The 18,313-nt window shown below is 46.0% G+C and carries 17 protein-coding genes; 7 read left to right on the top strand and 10 right to left on the bottom strand.

What is annotated here, in order from left to right; genetic code table 11:
- Positions 1–103 precede the first annotated feature (103 nt).
- Positions 104–1,378, top strand: a complete 1,275-nt coding sequence (gene iscB / locus LAY57_RS15470; protein ID WP_249067675.1) for an RNA-guided endonuclease IscB — start codon at positions 104–106, stop codon at positions 1,376–1,378.
- A 93-nt stretch (positions 1,379–1,471) separates the two neighbouring features.
- Here iscB and LAY57_RS15465 read toward each other — a convergent pair whose 3' ends face one another.
- The gene (locus tag LAY57_RS15465; protein ID WP_249067674.1) at positions 1,472–2,659 is read right to left on the bottom strand and encodes a glycosyltransferase family 4 protein; all 1,188 of its coding nucleotides are present in this window, start codon (positions 2,657–2,659) and stop codon (positions 1,472–1,474) included.
- Between the two features lie 130 nt (positions 2,660–2,789).
- A complete protein-coding gene (locus tag LAY57_RS15460; RefSeq protein WP_249067673.1) occupies positions 2,790–4,436 on the bottom strand; it encodes a DUF2079 domain-containing protein in 1,647 nt (548 codons plus the stop codon).
- Between the two features lie 205 nt (positions 4,437–4,641).
- Here LAY57_RS15460 and LAY57_RS15455 point away from each other — a divergent pair, with 205 nt between their 5' ends.
- Entirely contained in the window at positions 4,642–5,808 is a 1,167-nt protein-coding gene (locus LAY57_RS15455) for a histidine kinase (RefSeq protein WP_249067672.1), read from the top strand.
- Between the two features lie 130 nt (positions 5,809–5,938).
- Here LAY57_RS15455 and mutT read toward each other — a convergent pair whose 3' ends face one another.
- The 3 genes from mutT to LAY57_RS15440 all read right to left on the bottom strand — a co-directional run bounded on the left by mutT (position 5,939) and on the right by LAY57_RS15440 (position 7,985).
- Positions 5,939–6,334, bottom strand: coding sequence for an 8-oxo-dGTP diphosphatase MutT (mutT, locus tag LAY57_RS15450; RefSeq protein ID WP_249067671.1), 396 nt, complete (start codon positions 6,332–6,334; stop codon positions 5,939–5,941).
- Positions 6,335–6,472: 138 nt separating this feature from the next.
- The gene (locus LAY57_RS15445; protein WP_249067670.1) at positions 6,473–6,817 is read right to left on the bottom strand and encodes a DUF760 domain-containing protein; all 345 of its coding nucleotides are present in this window, start codon (positions 6,815–6,817) and stop codon (positions 6,473–6,475) included.
- A gap of 211 nt (positions 6,818–7,028) precedes the next feature.
- Positions 7,029–7,985, bottom strand: coding sequence for an RNA polymerase sigma factor, RpoD/SigA family (locus LAY57_RS15440; RefSeq protein ID WP_249067669.1), 957 nt, complete (start codon positions 7,983–7,985; stop codon positions 7,029–7,031).
- Between the two features lie 268 nt (positions 7,986–8,253).
- Here LAY57_RS15440 and LAY57_RS15435 point away from each other — a divergent pair, with 268 nt between their 5' ends.
- The gene (locus LAY57_RS15435; RefSeq protein WP_249067668.1) at positions 8,254–9,003 is read left to right on the top strand and encodes a DUF561 domain-containing protein; all 750 of its coding nucleotides are present in this window, start codon (positions 8,254–8,256) and stop codon (positions 9,001–9,003) included.
- Between the two features lie 138 nt (positions 9,004–9,141).
- Here the strand turns inward: LAY57_RS15435 and LAY57_RS15430 are convergent, their stop codons facing one another.
- Complete coding sequence (locus tag LAY57_RS15430) at positions 9,142–10,311, bottom strand: DegT/DnrJ/EryC1/StrS family aminotransferase (protein ID WP_249067667.1); 1,170 nt, start codon at positions 10,309–10,311, stop codon at positions 9,142–9,144.
- A 183-nt stretch (positions 10,312–10,494) separates the two neighbouring features.
- On the opposite strand from LAY57_RS15430, the gene LAY57_RS15425 reads away from it, so the two are divergent.
- Positions 10,495–11,310, top strand: a complete 816-nt coding sequence (locus tag LAY57_RS15425) for an ABC transporter permease (protein ID WP_338022421.1) — start codon at positions 10,495–10,497, stop codon at positions 11,308–11,310.
- A 114-nt stretch (positions 11,311–11,424) separates the two neighbouring features.
- Here the strand turns inward: LAY57_RS15425 and LAY57_RS15420 are convergent, their stop codons facing one another.
- The 3 genes from LAY57_RS15420 to LAY57_RS15410 form a co-directional block, all read right to left on the bottom strand.
- Positions 11,425–11,592, bottom strand: a complete 168-nt coding sequence (locus tag LAY57_RS15420) for a hypothetical protein (protein WP_249067666.1) — start codon at positions 11,590–11,592, stop codon at positions 11,425–11,427.
- Positions 11,589–11,939 (bottom strand): hypothetical protein, encoded by a 351-nt coding sequence (locus tag LAY57_RS15415; RefSeq protein ID WP_249067665.1) that lies wholly within the window; start codon positions 11,937–11,939, stop codon positions 11,589–11,591. The genes LAY57_RS15420 and LAY57_RS15415 overlap by 4 nt, the downstream gene beginning before the upstream one ends.
- Before the next feature lie 161 nt (positions 11,940–12,100).
- Positions 12,101–14,014 (bottom strand): hypothetical protein, encoded by a 1,914-nt coding sequence (locus LAY57_RS15410; RefSeq protein WP_249067664.1) that lies wholly within the window; start codon positions 14,012–14,014, stop codon positions 12,101–12,103.
- 185 nt (positions 14,015–14,199) lie between these two features.
- Between LAY57_RS15410 and LAY57_RS15405 the strand changes: the two genes are divergently transcribed.
- From LAY57_RS15405 to LAY57_RS15395, 3 genes are all read left to right on the top strand, one after another.
- Entirely contained in the window at positions 14,200–15,117 is a 918-nt protein-coding gene (locus LAY57_RS15405) for an SDR family oxidoreductase (protein WP_249067663.1), read from the top strand.
- A 122-nt stretch (positions 15,118–15,239) separates the two neighbouring features.
- Positions 15,240–16,472, top strand: a complete 1,233-nt coding sequence (locus LAY57_RS15400) for a succinate--CoA ligase subunit beta (protein WP_249067662.1) — start codon at positions 15,240–15,242, stop codon at positions 16,470–16,472.
- Positions 16,473–16,500: 28 nt separating this feature from the next.
- On the top strand, positions 16,501–17,142 hold the full coding sequence (locus LAY57_RS15395; protein WP_249067661.1) for a Uma2 family endonuclease: 642 nt from the start codon (positions 16,501–16,503) through the stop codon (positions 17,140–17,142).
- Between the two features lie 194 nt (positions 17,143–17,336).
- Here the strand turns inward: LAY57_RS15395 and LAY57_RS15390 are convergent.
- Positions 17,337–18,313 (bottom strand): calcium-binding protein (locus LAY57_RS15390; RefSeq protein WP_275994026.1); only part of this gene is annotated, 977 nt, incomplete at its 5' end.

The following is an 18,313-nucleotide window of genomic DNA, read 5'->3' as shown; positions in this document are numbered from 1 at the left end:
TCAGTTTTAAACATTCCTATTTAGCTAAGAAAGTGAACTGAACCGAACAAGCCTAAGTAACATTGACGAGGAAAAAATTACCTGAGAAATCAGAGTTTCAAATATGTCTAACTTTGTTTTTGCGCTCGACACCAATAAGCGACCCCTTGACCCTGTTCACCCAGCCCAAGCACGGACACTCCTGACTCAAGGAAAAGCTGCTGTGTTTCGACGTTTTCCTTTTACCATCATCCTCAAAACCGCGTCAACAGAAACAACTCAACCAATTCAGTTAAAAATAGATCCAGGTTCTCAAACTACGGGGATAGCATTAGTATCTGATGGCGCACTTATTTGGGGTGCCCAATTAACTCATCGTGGGCAAGCCATAAAAGATTCACTGCTGGCTCGTAAAGCGATTCGCCGTAATCGTCGAAACCGTAAAACTCGTTATCGACGAGCGCGATTTCTTAACAGAACTCGTAAAAACGGTTGGTTAGCTCCTAGTCTCGAACATCGAGTAAAAACTACTCTGACTTGGGTAAATAGACTAATAAAGTTTGCACCAATTACAGGGATTTTCCAGGAGCTAGTACGGTTCGATACACAGGCTTTAGTTAACCCAGAAATCAGTGGTACAGAATATCAGCGGGGTGAGTTAGCGGGTTTTGAAGTCAAGGAATACTTGCTGGCTAAATGGGGCAGAAAATGCGCCTACTGCGGAGGAGAAAATACTCCTTTGCAAATTGAGCATATTCTAGCTAAAAGCAAAGGAGGAACAGATCGAGTTAGTAATCTTGCCTTGGCTTGCCACACTTGCAATCAGAAAAAAGGTAATGAGCCTATTGAGAAATTCCTGAGCAAGAAGCCAGATATCTTAAAGCGAATCTTGGCTGGCGCTAAAGCACCTCTTAAAGATGCCGCTGCTGTTAACTCTACTCGGTGGGAGTTATATCGAAGACTGCAAGAGACAGGATTGCCAGTTGAAGTGGGAACGGGAGGTAGAACCAAATTTAATCGCGTCAAGTTAGGTATCCAAAAGAGTCACTATCTAGATGCAGCCTGCGTAGGAGCGATCGAGAAATTAATCCTGAAAATTACCAAGCCATTACTGATAACCGCAAAAGGATGGGGAAATCGCCAAATGGCTACCACCAACAAATATGGATTTCCTATAACGCATCGCACCAGACAGAAAGCTTTTTTTGGTTTTCAGACTGGCGATATAGTTCGTGCTATCCTCCCTACCGGAAAGAAAGCAGGAACTCATATTGGGCGATTAACTGTTCGCGCAAGTGGGGTGTTTGAAATGGTGACAATAAAAGGTAAAGTTAGCCCAGTTAGGGCTAAATACTGCCAAATGGTTCATCGAGTTGATGGATATAGTTATGCTCCATAGTCCACATTTGTCTAGTGAATCTGCGATTAGAGGTGATGCGATCGGATTTCGCGGTAGTAGGTAATGGGGAAGAATTTTAGATTTCCCCTTCGACTACCAGACCACTTGCTCCCGCTCCTCCACTACCCGCCTGTAAACTTCTTCCGTCTGCTTAGCCAACTTGGGCCAGCTAAACCGATGTTCTAACTCTGCATAGGCATTGTCAACCAACCACTGAGAATAAGATGGATTTTTCAGCACTTCCAAAATTCCCCACGCCAAAGAATCAGCATTGTTAGCCCAAGTGACAACACCTGTTTTGTTGTGTCGCACTACCTCTGGTAAACCACCAGTATCGGAAACCACCACCGGAACGCGAGCGGCAAAGCTTTCTAATGCTACAATGCCAAAAGGTTCGTAAAGACTGGGAAAAACAGCGCAATTAGCTACAGTTTGGAATTTATCCAGCTCCGCATCTGACATAAAGCCAGTAAAATTGCATTTATCCCAAATTCCTAAGTTCCAAGCTTGAGTCTTCAGGTGGTTGATATTGCCCCCACCAATAATCACAAATTTAACGTTGCCTCCCATCTCCCAAATTACTTTTGGGGCAGCATTCAGCAATACTGAAACCCCTTTTTCATGGGACATTCGGCCTACGTAGTAGACAATTTTTTCTTCATCCTTGGCAAAGCGGCGACGGAAATCCCAAGCGTTAAACTCGTGCCAGCGCGGTTTCTTGTCCGCTCGAATACCATTGTAGATTACATCTATCTTGTCCCAAGGACTTGCCAGAACTCTTTCTACCTCCTGCCGCATATAATCGGTACAGACAATAATCCGCCAAGCGTTATAGACGAGCAGTTTTTCTTTGCCGCTGACGTAGCGCTGATCGTTGTTATGAATACCGTTGTAGCGACCGTACTCTGTGGCGTGGATAGTAGCAATTAGGGGGACTTTAAAAGTGTGTTTGAGTGCGATCGCGGCATCTCCAACTAACCAATCATGGGCGTGAATTAAATCAAACTGCCCTTCCTCCAACATCAGTTTACCGCCGTGGGTGCCCATGCTAATATTTAGATTGGCTACCCAATGGAAGAGGTCGTTGCTCCAGCCAACTGGCACTCTGTGAACTTGTATCCCTTCCACTATTTCATACAGAGGTGCTTCGCCAAATTCTGATGTAATCAAGTGGATTTCGTGCCCCAGTTTGACAACTTCTGGATACAACTCTGCTACATGACGAGCAATTCCTCCGACAAGTCGAGGCGGAAATTCCCAAGTTAACACCAGAATCTTCATCAGCGCCCATCCCGAAGACTTAATTTATCTACACCAACTTTTACATTTCTCAATATCATTAGCACAGCAATTGTAGCTAATACTTCTATTTATATGACAAAAATGTCATATAAATAGCTACTCCTTACACTTATTTGTTCAAAATTGCTTCTGTCTCTTGACGGAACTTTAGCCAAGCAGAAACTGCATCTGGATTAGAGGCTGCTGCTCTCTGCATTAAAATAACTCCATCTTTAAACCCGATAATTCCGTATAACTTGTTACCGAATGTCAGATCGATGGTGCGAAAGCTGTCCTTTAAGACTTGGCGATCGGACTTAAAGGCGACTTGATACTGCTGTAACTGCCACAGATCGGCTAGAGCATAATCCACATAGACAACTTCTCGCGCATCGTTTTGTAGCTGTAACCCAGGAAATCGGATGATTTCTCGGCGGCCAGAAAGATGAGGTACAAGATAGGTCGTTGCTGCCACACTCCCATCTGCTGGAATTTTAGCGAATAGCGATCGAATTTCACCTGCGTGTTGCCATTGGCGAGGTAAAGAAACATACACCCACGGTTTAAAGGAATCTGGCACGAGGAAAGACAAAGTTCGATTTGGATTGGCAACGAGCGTAAAAAATAGCGAAAGACAGATGCAGAATCCCCAAAACCGCCGAAAAGACAGCTTTTTATACCATTTTGGATGTTGCGACAACCAGAGAATCGCCCCATAAAATAGTCCCGGAACCACAGACATGGCATAGCGAATATTGATCGCCAGAACTGACTCTCCCTTACCCACGAAGAGTTTGAGGAGAGGAAATCCAGCGATAGACCAAGCTGCTGGAGAAAGTGCTGGCACAAAAGCCAAAGGCAACCACTGAGCCAATAAATATTTTATCGTGCCAGGAAAGGGTGAAAACATCTCAACAACCAACCGCCAGGGGTTTTTAATCATTCCCCAGATAATTTCCACAGTGGAAGCTTCTTCTCCATCAGCATACTGACCAAACCGTTCCATCATGAACCGCTGGGAAATATCCGCAGAAAACAACGGCATGATTAAATTGGTCAGTAAAATCATGTAAAGGAAGCTGAGAACGCAGACGCCAAGACCAATTCGCGGAAAACGTTTGCTGGCTATCATGTATATACCTACACCAAACAGCCCCACACCCGCATCTTCACGTACCGCCAAAATTAAAACAGCTAATACGCCAAACAACCACCACCAGCGTTTTTCCATTGCCAGCAACAGCCCAAACGTGAATAATGGGATCTGGCAGATGTCGTGGAAGTTACACAAAGTAGGGCCGACAACCGCGTTAGCTCCGTAAAAACTGACTGCGATCGCAGTCGCTATCGGCGGGTTAACATACTGTCGGGCAAGTACGTATAGAACTAACCCAGCAGCAGTAACTAATGTAACTTGCAAAACCGTCAGCGTTGCTGGTGAGGGAAATAAAGCATACAGAGGTATCCAAAGCAACAAAGCTGGAGTAAAATGTTGTCCCAAGCGATGATAGTACACAGCCGGTACTTCGCCGTTGTGGACGACGTTAGTAGAGAGCTGGGAGGAGAGAGAGCTTTGAAAAAACCGACCGTGAATGCCGTTCCAAAAAACTTGGTTGAAAATGCCTTGGTCGTAAGAAGAATAAAAGGTGTAGTGTCGGTGCAGCGTCAAAATTAGGGCCAACACAAAAAATGCGATCGCAAAGCGTGTAGCTTGGCAACGTATCGCCGCACCAACTGTAACCCTTAGCCACTGATACTTCTGCGAGTTTAACACCATCCCTCACTTACACTTCTAGAACTTGTGGACTTAGTATAAACCTGCCAAGTGCATTCTCTGCCCAAAACCCATGATTCCATAAATAACCTCTATCTTGGGACTGGTGTTTAGCGCCAATAAGCAAACTACGGTACGAAAGTTCCCAGAACAAGGTAGCTTAGAAGTACGAGCATAAACAAGCAGGCATTTTCTTCACTCAGATTACATGGCAGCAAATGCTGAAAAGTCTATTCATTCGCACACGCCTCTACAATTGCTATTATTTGTAGACGAGCGTCCAAGTTCCCAGGAACAGCTCCTGCGGCTGCACAACTGTATCCAAGAGTTAAAGACCGACTATCCATTTGAACTGGAGGTTGTAGATGTTGGGGAACAACCTTACTTAGCCGAACATTTTAAACTGGTAGCCACCCCAGCTTTGATCAAAATCCACCCACCGCCGCAACAGACAATTGCGGGTAGTAATTTAGTACCTCAACTGATAGACTGGTGGCCACGATGGAAACAGTATATGGATGATTTTGTCAACCTAGAAACTGAGTCATGGGCAACTACAACAAATCAACCACAGATGCGGTCTTTTTCCCATGTTGCAGAACTAATTCGCATCTCAGATGAAAATTTTCGCCTCAAACAGGAGAAAGAAGAGCTTCAACAGCAGTTGCTGTTTAAAGACCGGATCGTTGCTATGTTGGCCCACGATCTCCGCAATCCCCTGACGGCTGCCTCTATAGCTTTAGAAACCCTCGAATCTAACTACAATACCCAAAACGCTAACCTGTCTCGCCTGACACCGGCCTTAACTGCTCAGTTAATTAAACAAGCCCGAAACCAAACTCGCGCCATTGACCGACTGATTATCGATATTCTTCAAGGAGCCCAAGGAAACAGCTCGTCTCTCAAGATTGTACCGGAAAAGCTAGATTTGGGAGATCTGTGCCGGGATGTTGTCAATTACCTCAAACATCTGTTTGAAGTGAAATCCCAGCAGGTAAAAACTGATATTCCCAAAGATCTGCCCTATGTTTATGCCGATCGAGAACGGGTGCGTCAGGTGCTGGTAAACTTGTTGGAGAATGCCCATAAGTATACGCCAGAGGGGGGTACGATCGAAGTTTTCATTCTCCATCGCATCGCTCAGAAAGTCCAGTTAACTGTTGGCGACACTGGCCCTGGCATTCCAGAGGAAAATCGCTCTAGGATTTTTGAACAGAACTTCAGGCTCAAACGCGATGAAGCTCAAGACGGATACGGCATTGGATTATCTTTGTGTCAGCGCATCATCCGGGCTCATTACGGTCGCATTTGGGTAGAGTCGGCTCCCGATCGAGGCAGTTGCTTCCATTTTACTCTCCCAATTTACCGATCGTAGAGACTGGAAAATTTGGCAGAGGGGCACAGGAGAGCAGAAAAGAAATAAAAATCTTCTTAAGTGAACAAAAGCATAGCAGAGCCAAAAGAGCCTAAAAATGTGATTTTTTTGAACAAAAGCCCTATTTTTACTACTTATTTCTCAATGCGTTAATAATCTGAACGTTGGCTTCGGGAAAGGTGTATTTATCTAGCTCATCTAAAGTAACCCAGCGAATCTCATCGCATTCCAAAGGCTGAGGTTCACCGTTTGTGTGACGGCATTCATGTACTGTGAGGGTAACAGCAAAGAGACTGTATATATGATTGATAACTATGAGGCGCGAGCCAACCTCAATTTCAATTCCCAACTCCTCCCAGATTTCCCTTTTGATACACTCCTCAACAGTTTCACCGGGCTCTATTTTGCCCCCCGGAAATTCCCACAATCCTCCCATTAAACCATCTTGGCGGCGTTTGTCAATTAAAATTTCTCCTCGATCGTTCCAGATAACGGCAACGCCAATAAATTTATGGGGTAAAGTCATAGGGCATGGGACATACAGCTGCTGAAAACTACCATGACTTCCCAAATAGTAGAACTCGGCAGAGCAACTCTACAGCCCGCCGAGCAGAATTTGCTCGCAACATCAACACTTTTTGCGAGCCAAGTTAAAGCCAACTTCCTAATCAGCTTCCCAGGCATTGGCTTCACTGGCTAATAAAGATTTCTCAAAAGCCATACGCTGTTCTGCATTGCGGAGAAAATAACCGCTAATCATCGCCGAGGCCAACAGCCGACCAAGATTTTCCCGATTTGTGGTAATTGTTACACCAAAATGTTCGGATGGTAAATTGCCCAAAAGACCGACAATATTGCGTTCCATCACCTGATATACATCTCCAGACGAGGGCTTGGAAAGCTGTGAGATCATCTCTGGACTCATAGACTGCACGTATTGCCACAGCCAATTACCTGACTCCGAATCGTTTCCGAACAGCTCTGACCCTTGATTCGATGATTTGTTCACTTTTTACCTCCGTTGCAGTTGAGTCTTGTTAAACTTTGACTTTTAATTGCCAAGAGCAGCTTGTTATTTCCAGAGATTCGGATATCTACTAATTGTTTCTAAACACCACTGTAGCAATCCGGTCTTGGTAATGAAGTCGTTTTAACCGAACCAAAAATGCCGGTCAGCTGTAATTGTCACCCAGCATCGGCAAGCGACAATAGTTTTCTCATTAGCTGGCGATAAATTCATCCATATCGGCTTTTCGCTTGCGGAGCTTGCTTAAAGCTTCCCTTTCAATCTGCCGTACTCTTTCCCGGCTAATATTGAGGAGATCGCCAATTTTAGCCAGAGTTAAAGCTTGTCCGTCTTCCAGCCCAAAGCGCATCGCTAATACTTCCCTTTGCTGAGGAGTCAAATCCGCCATCAGCTTTTCTAGGTTTGTTTGAAGAGCCGACTGGATGGCAAATTCTTCTGGGGAAGACCCAGTATCCTCCAACAGTTCTCCTAGCTCCGTATCCTGATTATCTCCCACGCGCAAATCTAGCGACAAAGGCTGGCGTGCCCTTTCCAAATATTCGCGCACCAGCTGGGGCTCTAAATCCAGTTCCTTAGCTAGCTCCGACGCTGTGGCAGCTCGTCCCAGCTGTTGGGACAAGTAACGCTGAGCTTTTTTAATTTTGTTTAGCTTCTCCGTGATATGAATAGGCAAGCGAATCGTGCGCCCTTTCTCAGCTATAGCGCGGGTGATCGCCTGACGAATCCACCAATAGGCGTAGGTTGAAAATCGATATCCTTTGGTAGGGTCGAATTTCTCTACCCCTCGCTGCATTCCAATGCTGCCTTCCTGGATTAAATCTAGGAGGTCAACGTTGCGCTTGATGTACTTCTTGGCCACTGACACTACCAGTCGCAAGTTAGCTTCCACCATCTTGCGCTTGGCATTTTCACCTTCTTTAATCTGCTGCTCTAGTTCTGCTTCAGACAGCCCACATAGCTGCGCCCACTCGGTTAGAGTAGGTTCGTGTCCTAACTGAGCTGCCAGCGCCTCTTTCTGAGCCTGCAATGCTGCTGAGCGCTGTACTTGTTTGCCGTACATGATCTCCTGCTCGTGAGTGAGTAGGGGAACTCGGCCTATTTCACGTAAATAAGTGCGCACAAGATCTGTGGATGTCTGAGCGGTCTTCATGGCGCTTTCTGGGTCAAAATATTAACAATTGTAACGTTTATTAGGAGTGTTTGTACACTACCTTAAATTTGTTGCTGGTGCTGTTTGGCTCTTTGAACTGGGAATCGTACTTAGAGATTAGCCATAAATGGGGTAAAATACTGCATCCGGCGACACTTCCAAGCCTTAAAGGGCGTAAAATTTTGGGGCCTTCGCGAATACAGCCTCTAGCTTCTAGCCACAGTGAGTGCAAAAATAATCCATACATTTTTTGAGTGGAAATTACAGCATGAAGATTCATCCTATACTACAGCGTGCTTTTGACCAAGGCCGCGCTCTCAAAATTATCAGTGGCTTGAATAATTTCGATCGCACGCGAGTAGCCGCGACGGTGAAAGCAGCAGACCTTGGTGGCGCAACATTTGTGGACATTGCCGCCGATCGCGATTTGGTGACGATGTGCCGCCAGTTGACAAATATGCCAATTTGTGTATCGGCTGTGGAACCCGAAAAGTTTGTCTCAGCTGTGGCTGCTGGTGCCGACCTGATTGAAATTGGTAACTTCGATAGTTTCTACGCGCAAGGACGTCGATTTGCAGCAGCTGAGGTGCTGGATATTACACGGATTACGCGATCGCTCCTGCCGGAAATTACTTTATCGGTGACTGTTCCTCATATTCTGGAACTATCCGAGCAAGTGCAATTGGCAGAAGCCTTGGTAGAAGCCGGTGCGGATATTATACAGACGGAAGGCGGCTTCTGTGCCACCCCAACTCACCCCGGAACCTTGGGAACGATCGAAAAAGCCGCACCCACTCTTGCAGCAGCATTTGAAATTTCCCGTGTAGTCTCAGTCCCAGTATTGTGCGCTTCTGGCATATCCAACGTCACCGCTGCGCTAGCCATTGCTGCTGGTGCTGCTGGTGTCGGTGTTGGCTCAGCTGTCAATCAGTTGAATAGCGAAATCGCTATGGTGGCAGCTGTCCGCAGCCTGGTGGAAGCATTGGCTACAGTCAATCGTTCCCGGATTCCAGTCTAGAACACCGATTTAGCGATCGAAAATTCCTCCCCCTTGCCTACGAGGGAAGGGGGACAAGAAAGTCAAAAGTCAAAAGTCAAAAGGGGGATAAGAAAGTCAAAAGGGGGACAAGGGGTACACTTTCTGCCAACCAACTACTTATGACCGCACCCAAGCAGCTAAGGAATCTTTCAAACCATAAACCACCTGTTCTTGCTGCGCTGGAGATAATTCTGGGAAAATTGGCAGGGAAAGCACCTCAGCACAAGCCTGCTCTGCTAGAGGCAATTTACCGAGTTGGTAGCCTAAACTCTCGTAGACAGGCTGGAGATGGAGTGGCAAAGGATAGTAAACCATTGAAGTAACACCCTGCTGCTGCATCTGGTTGCGTACAAAATCCCGAAAGGAATTTTGAGTTAAAGACATAGCTGGCTCGTTTGCTGTTTCTCTAGCTATTACCCGAATCGTGTATTGATTCCAGACACTTTCACCTCCAGCTAAAGCTTGGGGTAAAGAAATTCCTGAAATTGGCTCTAGCATCTGGTGATAACGCGCGGCAATTTCACAGCGTTGAGTATTCCAGATATCGAGATACCGCAATTTAACTTGGAGAATGGCAGCTTGGAGAGTATCGAGGCGACTGTTGATGCCGATCGCTTCGTGGTGGTAGCGACTGCTACTACCATGCTCTCGGAGCATCCGTATTTTAGCCGCTAGGTTGCGATCGTTGGTGGTTACCGCACCGCCATCGCCACAAGCCCCTAGATTCTTAGTCGGGAAGAAACTAAAGCAACCGATATGGCCAATACTACCTACTTTGCGTCCAGCCCATACTGCCCCTATAGCTTGGGCGCAGTCCTCTATTACTGCCAAACCGCGAGATTCAGCTAAATTCATCAACCGTGTCATATCGACTGGTTGTCCAAACAAATGCACTGGCAAAATTGCCTTAGTCTTGTTTGTAATCGCAGCTTCTAGGCGATCGACATTTAGATTGAAAGTTTGGGCCTCAATATCAACAAACACCGGCGTCGCGCCGACAGCACTGATTGCCTCGGCTGTGGCTATAAAGGTAAAGGGCGTCGTAATCACCTCATCGCCATGTCCAATCCCCAAAGCCCGCAATGCCAGGTAGAGTGCATCGCTGCCAGAATTGCACGCCGAGCATTCTGAAACGCCCACATACTTTGCAAACTGTTGCTCAAAACTTTCAACTGGGGAACCGCCGATATATCGGCCAGAAGCCAGTACGTCTGATACAGCTGCATTTATTTCTTTCTCAAGGCTTTTGTACTGCCGCGCCAAGTCAACAGGGGGAATGTTATTCACTCGCTTACCACAAGTTTTTAGTTTTAATCGTTAGAAGTACCGGATGGCCCGTCAGCCCCGCAGTCGCGCAGTCGAGGTGAATGGCTTACTCCGATGTATATTTTTCAACGATTATGGTAGATTATCTTAGGTCAGAAAAGGATCTTGTCAACCAGTTAACACAGACTACTGTGAAATAGATTTGTGTTCCTCAATAATGCGATCGCACCTCACACCCCAAAAGCAGTGGATTTAACTAATCTCGACCCGACAAACTTTATCTGGGCATTAGGTTTGATTGCAATTGCGATCGGTTTATCTGCCACAGAAAAGCTCGGTTTGGAATGGCCTCTAGCGATCGCCGCCGGTAGAACCATCTTACAGCTTCTCGGTGTAGGATTTGTATTAGAGGTGGTTTTCGCAGGGCCAAATCCTGCACTGATTGTGGCTGTCTTGGCGGTAATGCTGATAATTGCGACCAGGGTAGCTAAAAGCCGCATTGGCAACAAAATACCCCAGATGTTGCCCGTCGTAGGCGGCTCGCTTTTGCTGAGTACTGTCCTGACGCTAGCCTATATCAGTATTTTTGTAATCAAACCGCAAACCTGGTATGAGCCGCAGTATCTAATTCCGTTTGCTGGGATAATTCTGGGGAATGCTATGAACGGTGCTGCGATCGCAGGTGAACGTCTCACCAGTACTCTGAACATAGCACGCCTAGACATTGAAACTCACCTCAGCTTAGGCGCTACGCCTCAACAAGCAGTAGCCAACTATCGCAAAGAAGCGATTAAAGCCGCAATGATTCCCAATTTAAACACGATGATGGTTGTCGGTGTCGTTACATTGCCAGGGACTTTCACAGGTCAGATATTGGGTGGTGCAAGTCCGTTCGTTGCCGCATTCTACCAGATGTTAATCCTGTTCGTGCAGGCTTTGGCAACTTTGATTACCACTGTTTTAATCACGCAGGGAATTTGTCGGCAAGTTTTCAACTCAGACGCACAACTAAAAATTTAGAACTCAAATTATGAACATTTTTGTAGGGACACGGCATCATAAATATGTCGGTCATACAAAAGATTTAATTATGCCGTGTCCAAATCAGCATATTTGACACGAAAGAACCGTTACTTACTTCTGTGCAGATGCTATTGTAGCTTTTTTAGCTTCAGCCCTCAGTCGCCACTTTTTTGTATTAGCGGTTATTATCTCACACATCTCTCTGGCTTTCTGTTCTGCTTCCCTAGCAAGTTCCAGGATTTCTAGCAGTTCTTTTTCATCGGGTTCTTGTTGTGTCATTGTAAGTTCTCCAAACGAGTTTTAATTCTACTAACTCTCATTTTATTTTCCAGGACTCGACCTAGCTCTATTGCCAAATCTTCTCCCGCTTCCTGAATGTCTTCATCCCTGGGAATAGCACTTGCAGAGAGAGCTTCAACACGCATCTGAAGTTGTCTTCTGGCATTGTCTGCAAAAAATATACTGGTATTCAAAAAGGCGAATAGTTGAATCACTGTAAAATTATCTGGAAAGCGCTTTAAAATAGCTCTGGCGAGGGCGATTCCCTCTGTTGCCGAGCGCTCCATTTGATTCAACTCATCGTTTAATCGCTCGATGAGAGCGTTAATTTCTGCTGGAATAGGCATAATTATTAAATTGTATCATGACTTCTGAGCGCGATCGATGCCGGTAAAATTGAAGAGCGATCGCCTTCGAGAGAGAGACAAAGAGCATGAGCCCTTCTCCACACTACTCAAACTTCCTGCTTTTGTCCAGCCGCAGCCCGTTTAGCTAATGACAATATTTTTTATCTCGGCTTGGGAATATATCTCCCAATCAACGAACGATTGTGATCGTAAATTTCCAGAGTTATACCCGCGTTTTCGCTAATTGCTTCTAGTGCTGCTTGTAACGTTTTCAAATGATCGTCCACGCCTGCAATGGTATTGGCGTCCCCTTGTAATCCAGCAGTCATAGCAGTCCGTCTCACACTGGCTACATAAGCGGGAGTTAGATATGCTTTGATTACTTGAAGATTAACAGTCGCATCGCAAATCTTGGGTACGCCAGCACAGATTCTATTAAGATCGGTACTTGCTTTTTGGACAATTAAAGTGGTTTGCAGTTTGGTTTGCGCTTGCCTTAAAGAGTTTATATAGTTGTCGCTAAGTGGCTGGGATAGATCGTAGTAATAAGTGCCAGGGAGTACTTGCTTGGCGTAGGTTGATGCTCTACGCCAAGTGGCTACAGCTTGCGTCAATTGGTTTTGTTGTTCGAGGTTTTTGGCAAGAGTAGCAATGGAGATTGCCTGATTGTAAATCTTAGCGGAAATCTCCTCCTGATTTTTGCGATCGCGCACCGTTGCAAAATTAGGCTGGTAACTAGCAATCAATTGCTGTGCCTCCTCATAAGCCATTGTGGTTTTCGGAATGGAAGAGAGAGAATTAAGTGCTGCTTGCCAAGTTGACTCAACTTGTTGCCAGTGATTCAAAGTCTTGGCTACGCTTTGACGCATTTGGGCTAACCGTGCGGTTTCTTTGCCTGCTGCCAGTCTTGTTTTAGCCTGCTGCTCTTGCTTGACTCGGTTATTAATCGCTGCTAAATTAGCTTGATAAGTTTTTAATTTTGCTTGGGTTATGGGATAAACAGCGCTATTTTGAGGTACTTTTTTAAGAGAAGCTAGAGCCTGATTCCACAGTGTCTGTATTTCTTGCCACTGCTGTACTGGATGGGGAGGATTTTGGCTTTTTTGAGCGGCAACTTTAGCCTTGTCCACAGCGTTTAAAAACGAGTCTACCTTAGAAACAGCGCCTTTGTAAATTTGCAACTGTAGTTGAGATGAAGAGTGATATTTAGACCAAAAGGGGATGCTTTCCAACTGTTCGATCGCTTGAGTTAATTTTTCTTTTCCCTGATTGACATCTCGATCGTTTTTTGCATTTCTCAGGGTTTGTGCTGACGACTGACTCAGCTGCTTAGCCGTTTGAATCGCCGGACACTCCCCCACCGCGCAAGGGCGACTCAAAGCGTAAATACCACCCAAAGCACCCACTATTACCATGCCAGCGCCAATCTTCCATACTGACTGGGGGACTTTAAATGGGGGCTTTTTGCGATCGACTTTTGCCGGTGGTATATGCTCTTGGGGAATAGGATCGGGCTCTAAATCGGTCGTCGGCTCCTCTAGAGGCAAATCCGCCATTAAATTCGAGTTTAAGGTCGATTCAGCTACTGCCTCCTTACCGGCGTCTTCTGTCGCTTCATCCAAATTCGACTCATCTTGTAGTACAGATTCCCAGATATCATCTGATTGCTCTTGCCAGAACGCATTATCATCAGAATTACCCTGGATAAAAGCAGCTTCTGAGTCTGACAAAGAGAACTCATCAGAGTCAGCCGATTTTTCAAGCTTAAACTCTTGGACAGCAAAGGGTTGCCTTTGTCCTGTCGCTCTCAAGAAAAGGCGTACCTGTTGAGTTCGTTCCCAGACTGAACTGGGAAATGATAGATGCAACCCTTCAATGGTTTCTTGTAGTACCTTGAAGATTGGTTGTGCTTGGTCAACAAGAGGATTCGCCTCTTGAGCCAAAATCAGCAAAATGTCGTTCTGGAAAGTACATTTGACCTCAATGGGATTTTTGGTCGCTAACTCTGAGTTTAGTAGCTGCTGCAAAAGTTGCCCCAGTTCTTGTAAATCATCCTTCTGAACTGCTGTTTCCATCTAGCACCACCTTTTAATTCTGGATATGATTCGACTTGGAAATTACGACTTAGGATAGATGATTCGTTGGTAATTATAATTGAAGTTACATTTTCTGCGATCGAACCTGCTTATTACCTTACTACGAGCTTAAAGTAGAAAATAGGCGTCGTTCCCATTCGCGTTCTGGGCAATTCTATATTGTGATGTCTCCAAACATTCCACTGTCTGAACAAGTTGTAATAATTACTGGCGCTTCCGCTGGGATTGGCGCTGCTCTGGCACAAGTTTTAGCCAAACAGTTTCCGGGAATCCGATTGGTGCTGGCTGCTCGGAACCGGGCAAAGCTGGAAACAACTGCCACATACTGTAGCAAAGCAGGGGCAGTTGTTTTAGTTGTCCCTACAGATATGTCGCAAGTCGAGGAAGTTGAGGCTTTGGCAAGAGCTGCTATCCTGCGGTTCGGTGGGGTCAATGCGTTGGTGAATAATGCTGGCTACGGTCAAATGGGGCCGTTGGAATTTATTCCACCAGAAGCGGCTCGGCGACAGTTTGAGGTGAATTTACTGGGGCCACTGGCTTTGATTCGAGCTGTAATTCCAACGATGCGCGACTCTGGCGGGGGCAGAATTATCAATGTTAGTTCTTTGGGCGGAAGACTGGCGTTTCCGTTTGGGGGTATGTACAGTTCCTCTAAATTTGCCTTGGAAGGACTTAGCGATGCTCTACGGATGGAGCTAGAACCGTTTAATATTAAGGTCAGCGTGATTGAACCGGGGCCGGTGAGTACGGATTTTTTTGATGTGGCAGCAACAGCGGTCGATATGGCGGTTGCTGAGCCTGAAAAGACTCCTTACCGCGCTGCTTTTGAGAAGTTAAAAGGTTTACGGGAACAAACGAGCGGTCAAGCTTGGACTCCCGAACGGGTGGCGGAGGTGATTGTGCGATCGCTTACAGACCTCCGTCCCCGTCCGCGCTATACTGCTGCTACAGGTGGCGATATGTTGCTGTTTTTAATGACAAAAGTCTTGCCGACTTGGGCTGTAGACCGCTTCTGGCAAAAGTTCTACGGGATCGATCTGGTCGCTAAAGACTGGCAGGAGCAATTAAAAAATAAAAATTGAAGAGGAAAGGGGGGAATGCACTCGTTTATCTTTAGAATGCGATTTCTATTAAAAAATAGAAATGCTAAAGTAAAAATGAAGCAGCTTTCTTTTCTCTTTGGTTTTTAATTATTAATTTTGATATGGACTTATTAGAGTATCAGGCAAAGGAATTATTTCGCGAAATCGGTATTCCGGTTTTGCCTTCTCAAAGAATTGACAGTCCCAGAGAGATAAAGGCGCTGAAGATTCCCTATCCGGTAGTGCTGAAGTCCCAGGTGCCTACTGGGGGACGGGGGAGAGCTGGTGGGATTAAGTTTGTGGAAAATACGATCGATGCGATCGCAGCTGCTCAAACAATCTTCCACCTACCCATTATGGGTCAGTTTCCAGAGGTGCTGCTGGCAGAGGCGAGATACGACGCCGAGAAAGAGTTTTATCTGGCAGTGGCTCTAGATTACACCCTTCGTCGCCCTGTGCTTTTGGGTTCTCCACAGGGAGGCATCGATGTGGAGGCGGTAATGGAGCAAATGCAGCAGGTAGTAGTAGAGGAGGAATTTTCTCCATTCTATGCACGACGGTTAGCGCTGAAAATGGGATTGCAGGGCAATCAGATTCAGTCCGTAAGTGCGATCGTTGAAGCTATGTACAAGCTATTTGTCCAAAAAGACTTGGATTTGGTGGAAATCAATCCCCTTGGAGTAAATCTCAATGGCGAAGTCATGGCTCTGGATGGTAAGGTAACCGTCAACGACTGTGCTTTGGAACGCCATCCTGATTTGGCCGTATTAGCAGCAAAAGTACGGCGGGGTAAACCTCATTCCTGCCACACCACTGAAGAGGACACAGCTTTACCCCTCAACGGCAATTTGTGGGCATTGGACGGCAATATCGGCATTGTGTGCAATGGGACTGGTTTGGCAATGGCGATTTTGGATTCACTGTACCAAGCGGGAGGAAAGCCCGGTAGCTGTCTGAATGTGGGGGAAGAGGTGCCCAGCAATGCTACAGACACGCTTTGCGATCGTTTGGAACGAGGACTGGAAACGATCGCACACGAAAATAGTATCAAAGTCTTGGTAGTGAATATCTTGGGCGGCGTAACTTCCGGCGACGAAATTGCTGGCGTTATTAGCAACTTTATACAGCGAAACTATGGCGAGGCGCTAGTTTCGCCGTCAACTACCGGGCGAGTGCGCCGCAAAAGCACCAGTGGTAACGGCCACTACCCTCATTTTGTCGTGCGTTTGACTGGTGGTGAGGTTGAGGCTGCAAAACTGCTTCTAGCAGAGTTGGGAGTGTCTGTGGCAAACAGCTTGGATGAGGCGGTGTCGCAAGCGATAACTTTGACAAAGCCAACTGGTAAGCGTTCTTGATGTAGGGGTTAGGGGTTAGAAGAAAATAATGGAATTAGTTCTCGAACAAATTATCGTGCAACCAGGGCAACAATTGTTGCTGAAAGATATTAGCTGGCAACAATTTGAAACTATTTTAGAGGAATTGGGAGAAGGTCGTGGTGCTAGACTTTCCTATAGTGATGGATGGTTAGAAATTATGGTGCCTCTACCAGAACATGAAAAAGATAAAGAAATTATTGGCGAATTGGTAAGAATTTTGTTAGATGGAATGTCGATCGATTTTGAAGTTTTGGGTTCGACAACTTTTAAGAGCGATCGCATGACGCAGGCAGTAGAACCGGATACTTGTTTTTATATACAAAATTATGCGGCTCTTATCGGTAAGAATAGTTTGGACTTGACTGTCGATCCGCCGCCAGATTTAGCAATTGAAATTGATATAACTTCTCGGAGTAAGTTTGATAACTATCGACGTTTAGGCGTGCCTGAATTGTGGCGCTATACGAGACGCGGTTTGGAAATTAACTTGTTGCAAGAAGCTCATTATGTAGTTGCCGATCGCAGTCCAAATTTTCCCGGTATTCCTATTATAGAATTGATTAACGAATACGTACAAAAAAATCTAACTGTAGGGAGAAGCGCAACTATTAGAGCTTTTAGGAATTGGGCAAAGGAAAATTTGGGGTAAAAAAATCAAGGTATGTAGTTGCGCTTCAGCGCTCTTACCCGGGTTATAATAAGAGCTTATTAATGCAAATTGCTAATTATTAAAATCAAGGTATGTAGTTGCGCTTCAGCGCTCTTATCCGGGTTATAATAAGAGCGCTAAAGCGCAACAACGTACCAAATAATAGCCCTAATCTTAATAACTAGCAATTTGAGTTATTGCAGGTTCGTGAAGATATCCGGTGCGATCGAATTTGCTGGTAATCCTGTGAGAGAGGCTAACAGTTCACCACTGGAGGCGATGCGGATCAGGGTATCTTGTGCTTGACTGCCAGTACCTTGAGTAATGGTAAGTTGGTCAAAAGCGATACCGCTCAATCCTAGTAGGTCTTGTCCGGGGTTGAAGTCAATAATGGTATCAATTCCAGCACCGGGTGTCAGTACAAAAATATCGTTACCCGCGCCACCTTTGAGCCAATCATTGCCAATGCCACCGTTGAGCAAGTCGTCACCAGTACCGCCGGTGAGGGTATCGTTACCAAAGCCACCAAGGATGGTATCGTTGCTGTTGTCTCCGAAGAGGTTGTCATCCCCTGCGTCGCCAACTACTAGGTCATCGTTTTGACCGCCGCGTACTAAATCGTTCCCTTCGCCACCGTAAACGCGATCGTTACCTTGGTTGCCATTGATGATATCGTTACCTTCACCGCCAAGTACGGTGTCATTGCCGTTATCTCCGAAGAGGGTGTCATCTCCTGTATCGCCAGATACTAGGTCATCGTTTTGACCGCCTCGGACAAGATCGTTGCCTGGGCCACCGTAAACGCGATCGCTACCTTGGTTGCCATTGATTATATCGTCGTCTCGATCGCCAAATAGTTGGTCATCGTTGTGCATTCCGAAGATGGTGTCGTTACCTCGTCCACCCCGCAGAGTGTTCTGATTGGCATCACCACGGAGGAAGTCGTCGCTACCGCTGTCACCGGGAAGACTTTCTTCGCCACCATCGATAGGAGGAGTGGTAGTTCCGCCATCGATAGGAGGAGTGGTAGTTCCGCCATCGATAGGAGGAGTGGTAGTTCCGCCATTGATAGGAGGAGTAATAGTTCCGCCATCGATAGGAGGAGTAATAGTTCCGCCATCGATAGGAGGAGTAATAGTTCCGCCATCGATAGGAGGAGTAATAGTTCCGC

Origin of the sequence: Argonema antarcticum A004/B2 (assembly GCF_023333585.1) — a bacterium.
Lineage (GTDB): Bacteria > Cyanobacteriota > Cyanobacteriia > Cyanobacteriales > Aerosakkonemataceae > Argonema > Argonema antarcticum.
The sequence above is the reverse complement of the archived record's forward strand: the minus strand, read 5'-3'. Positions and strand labels throughout refer to the sequence as shown.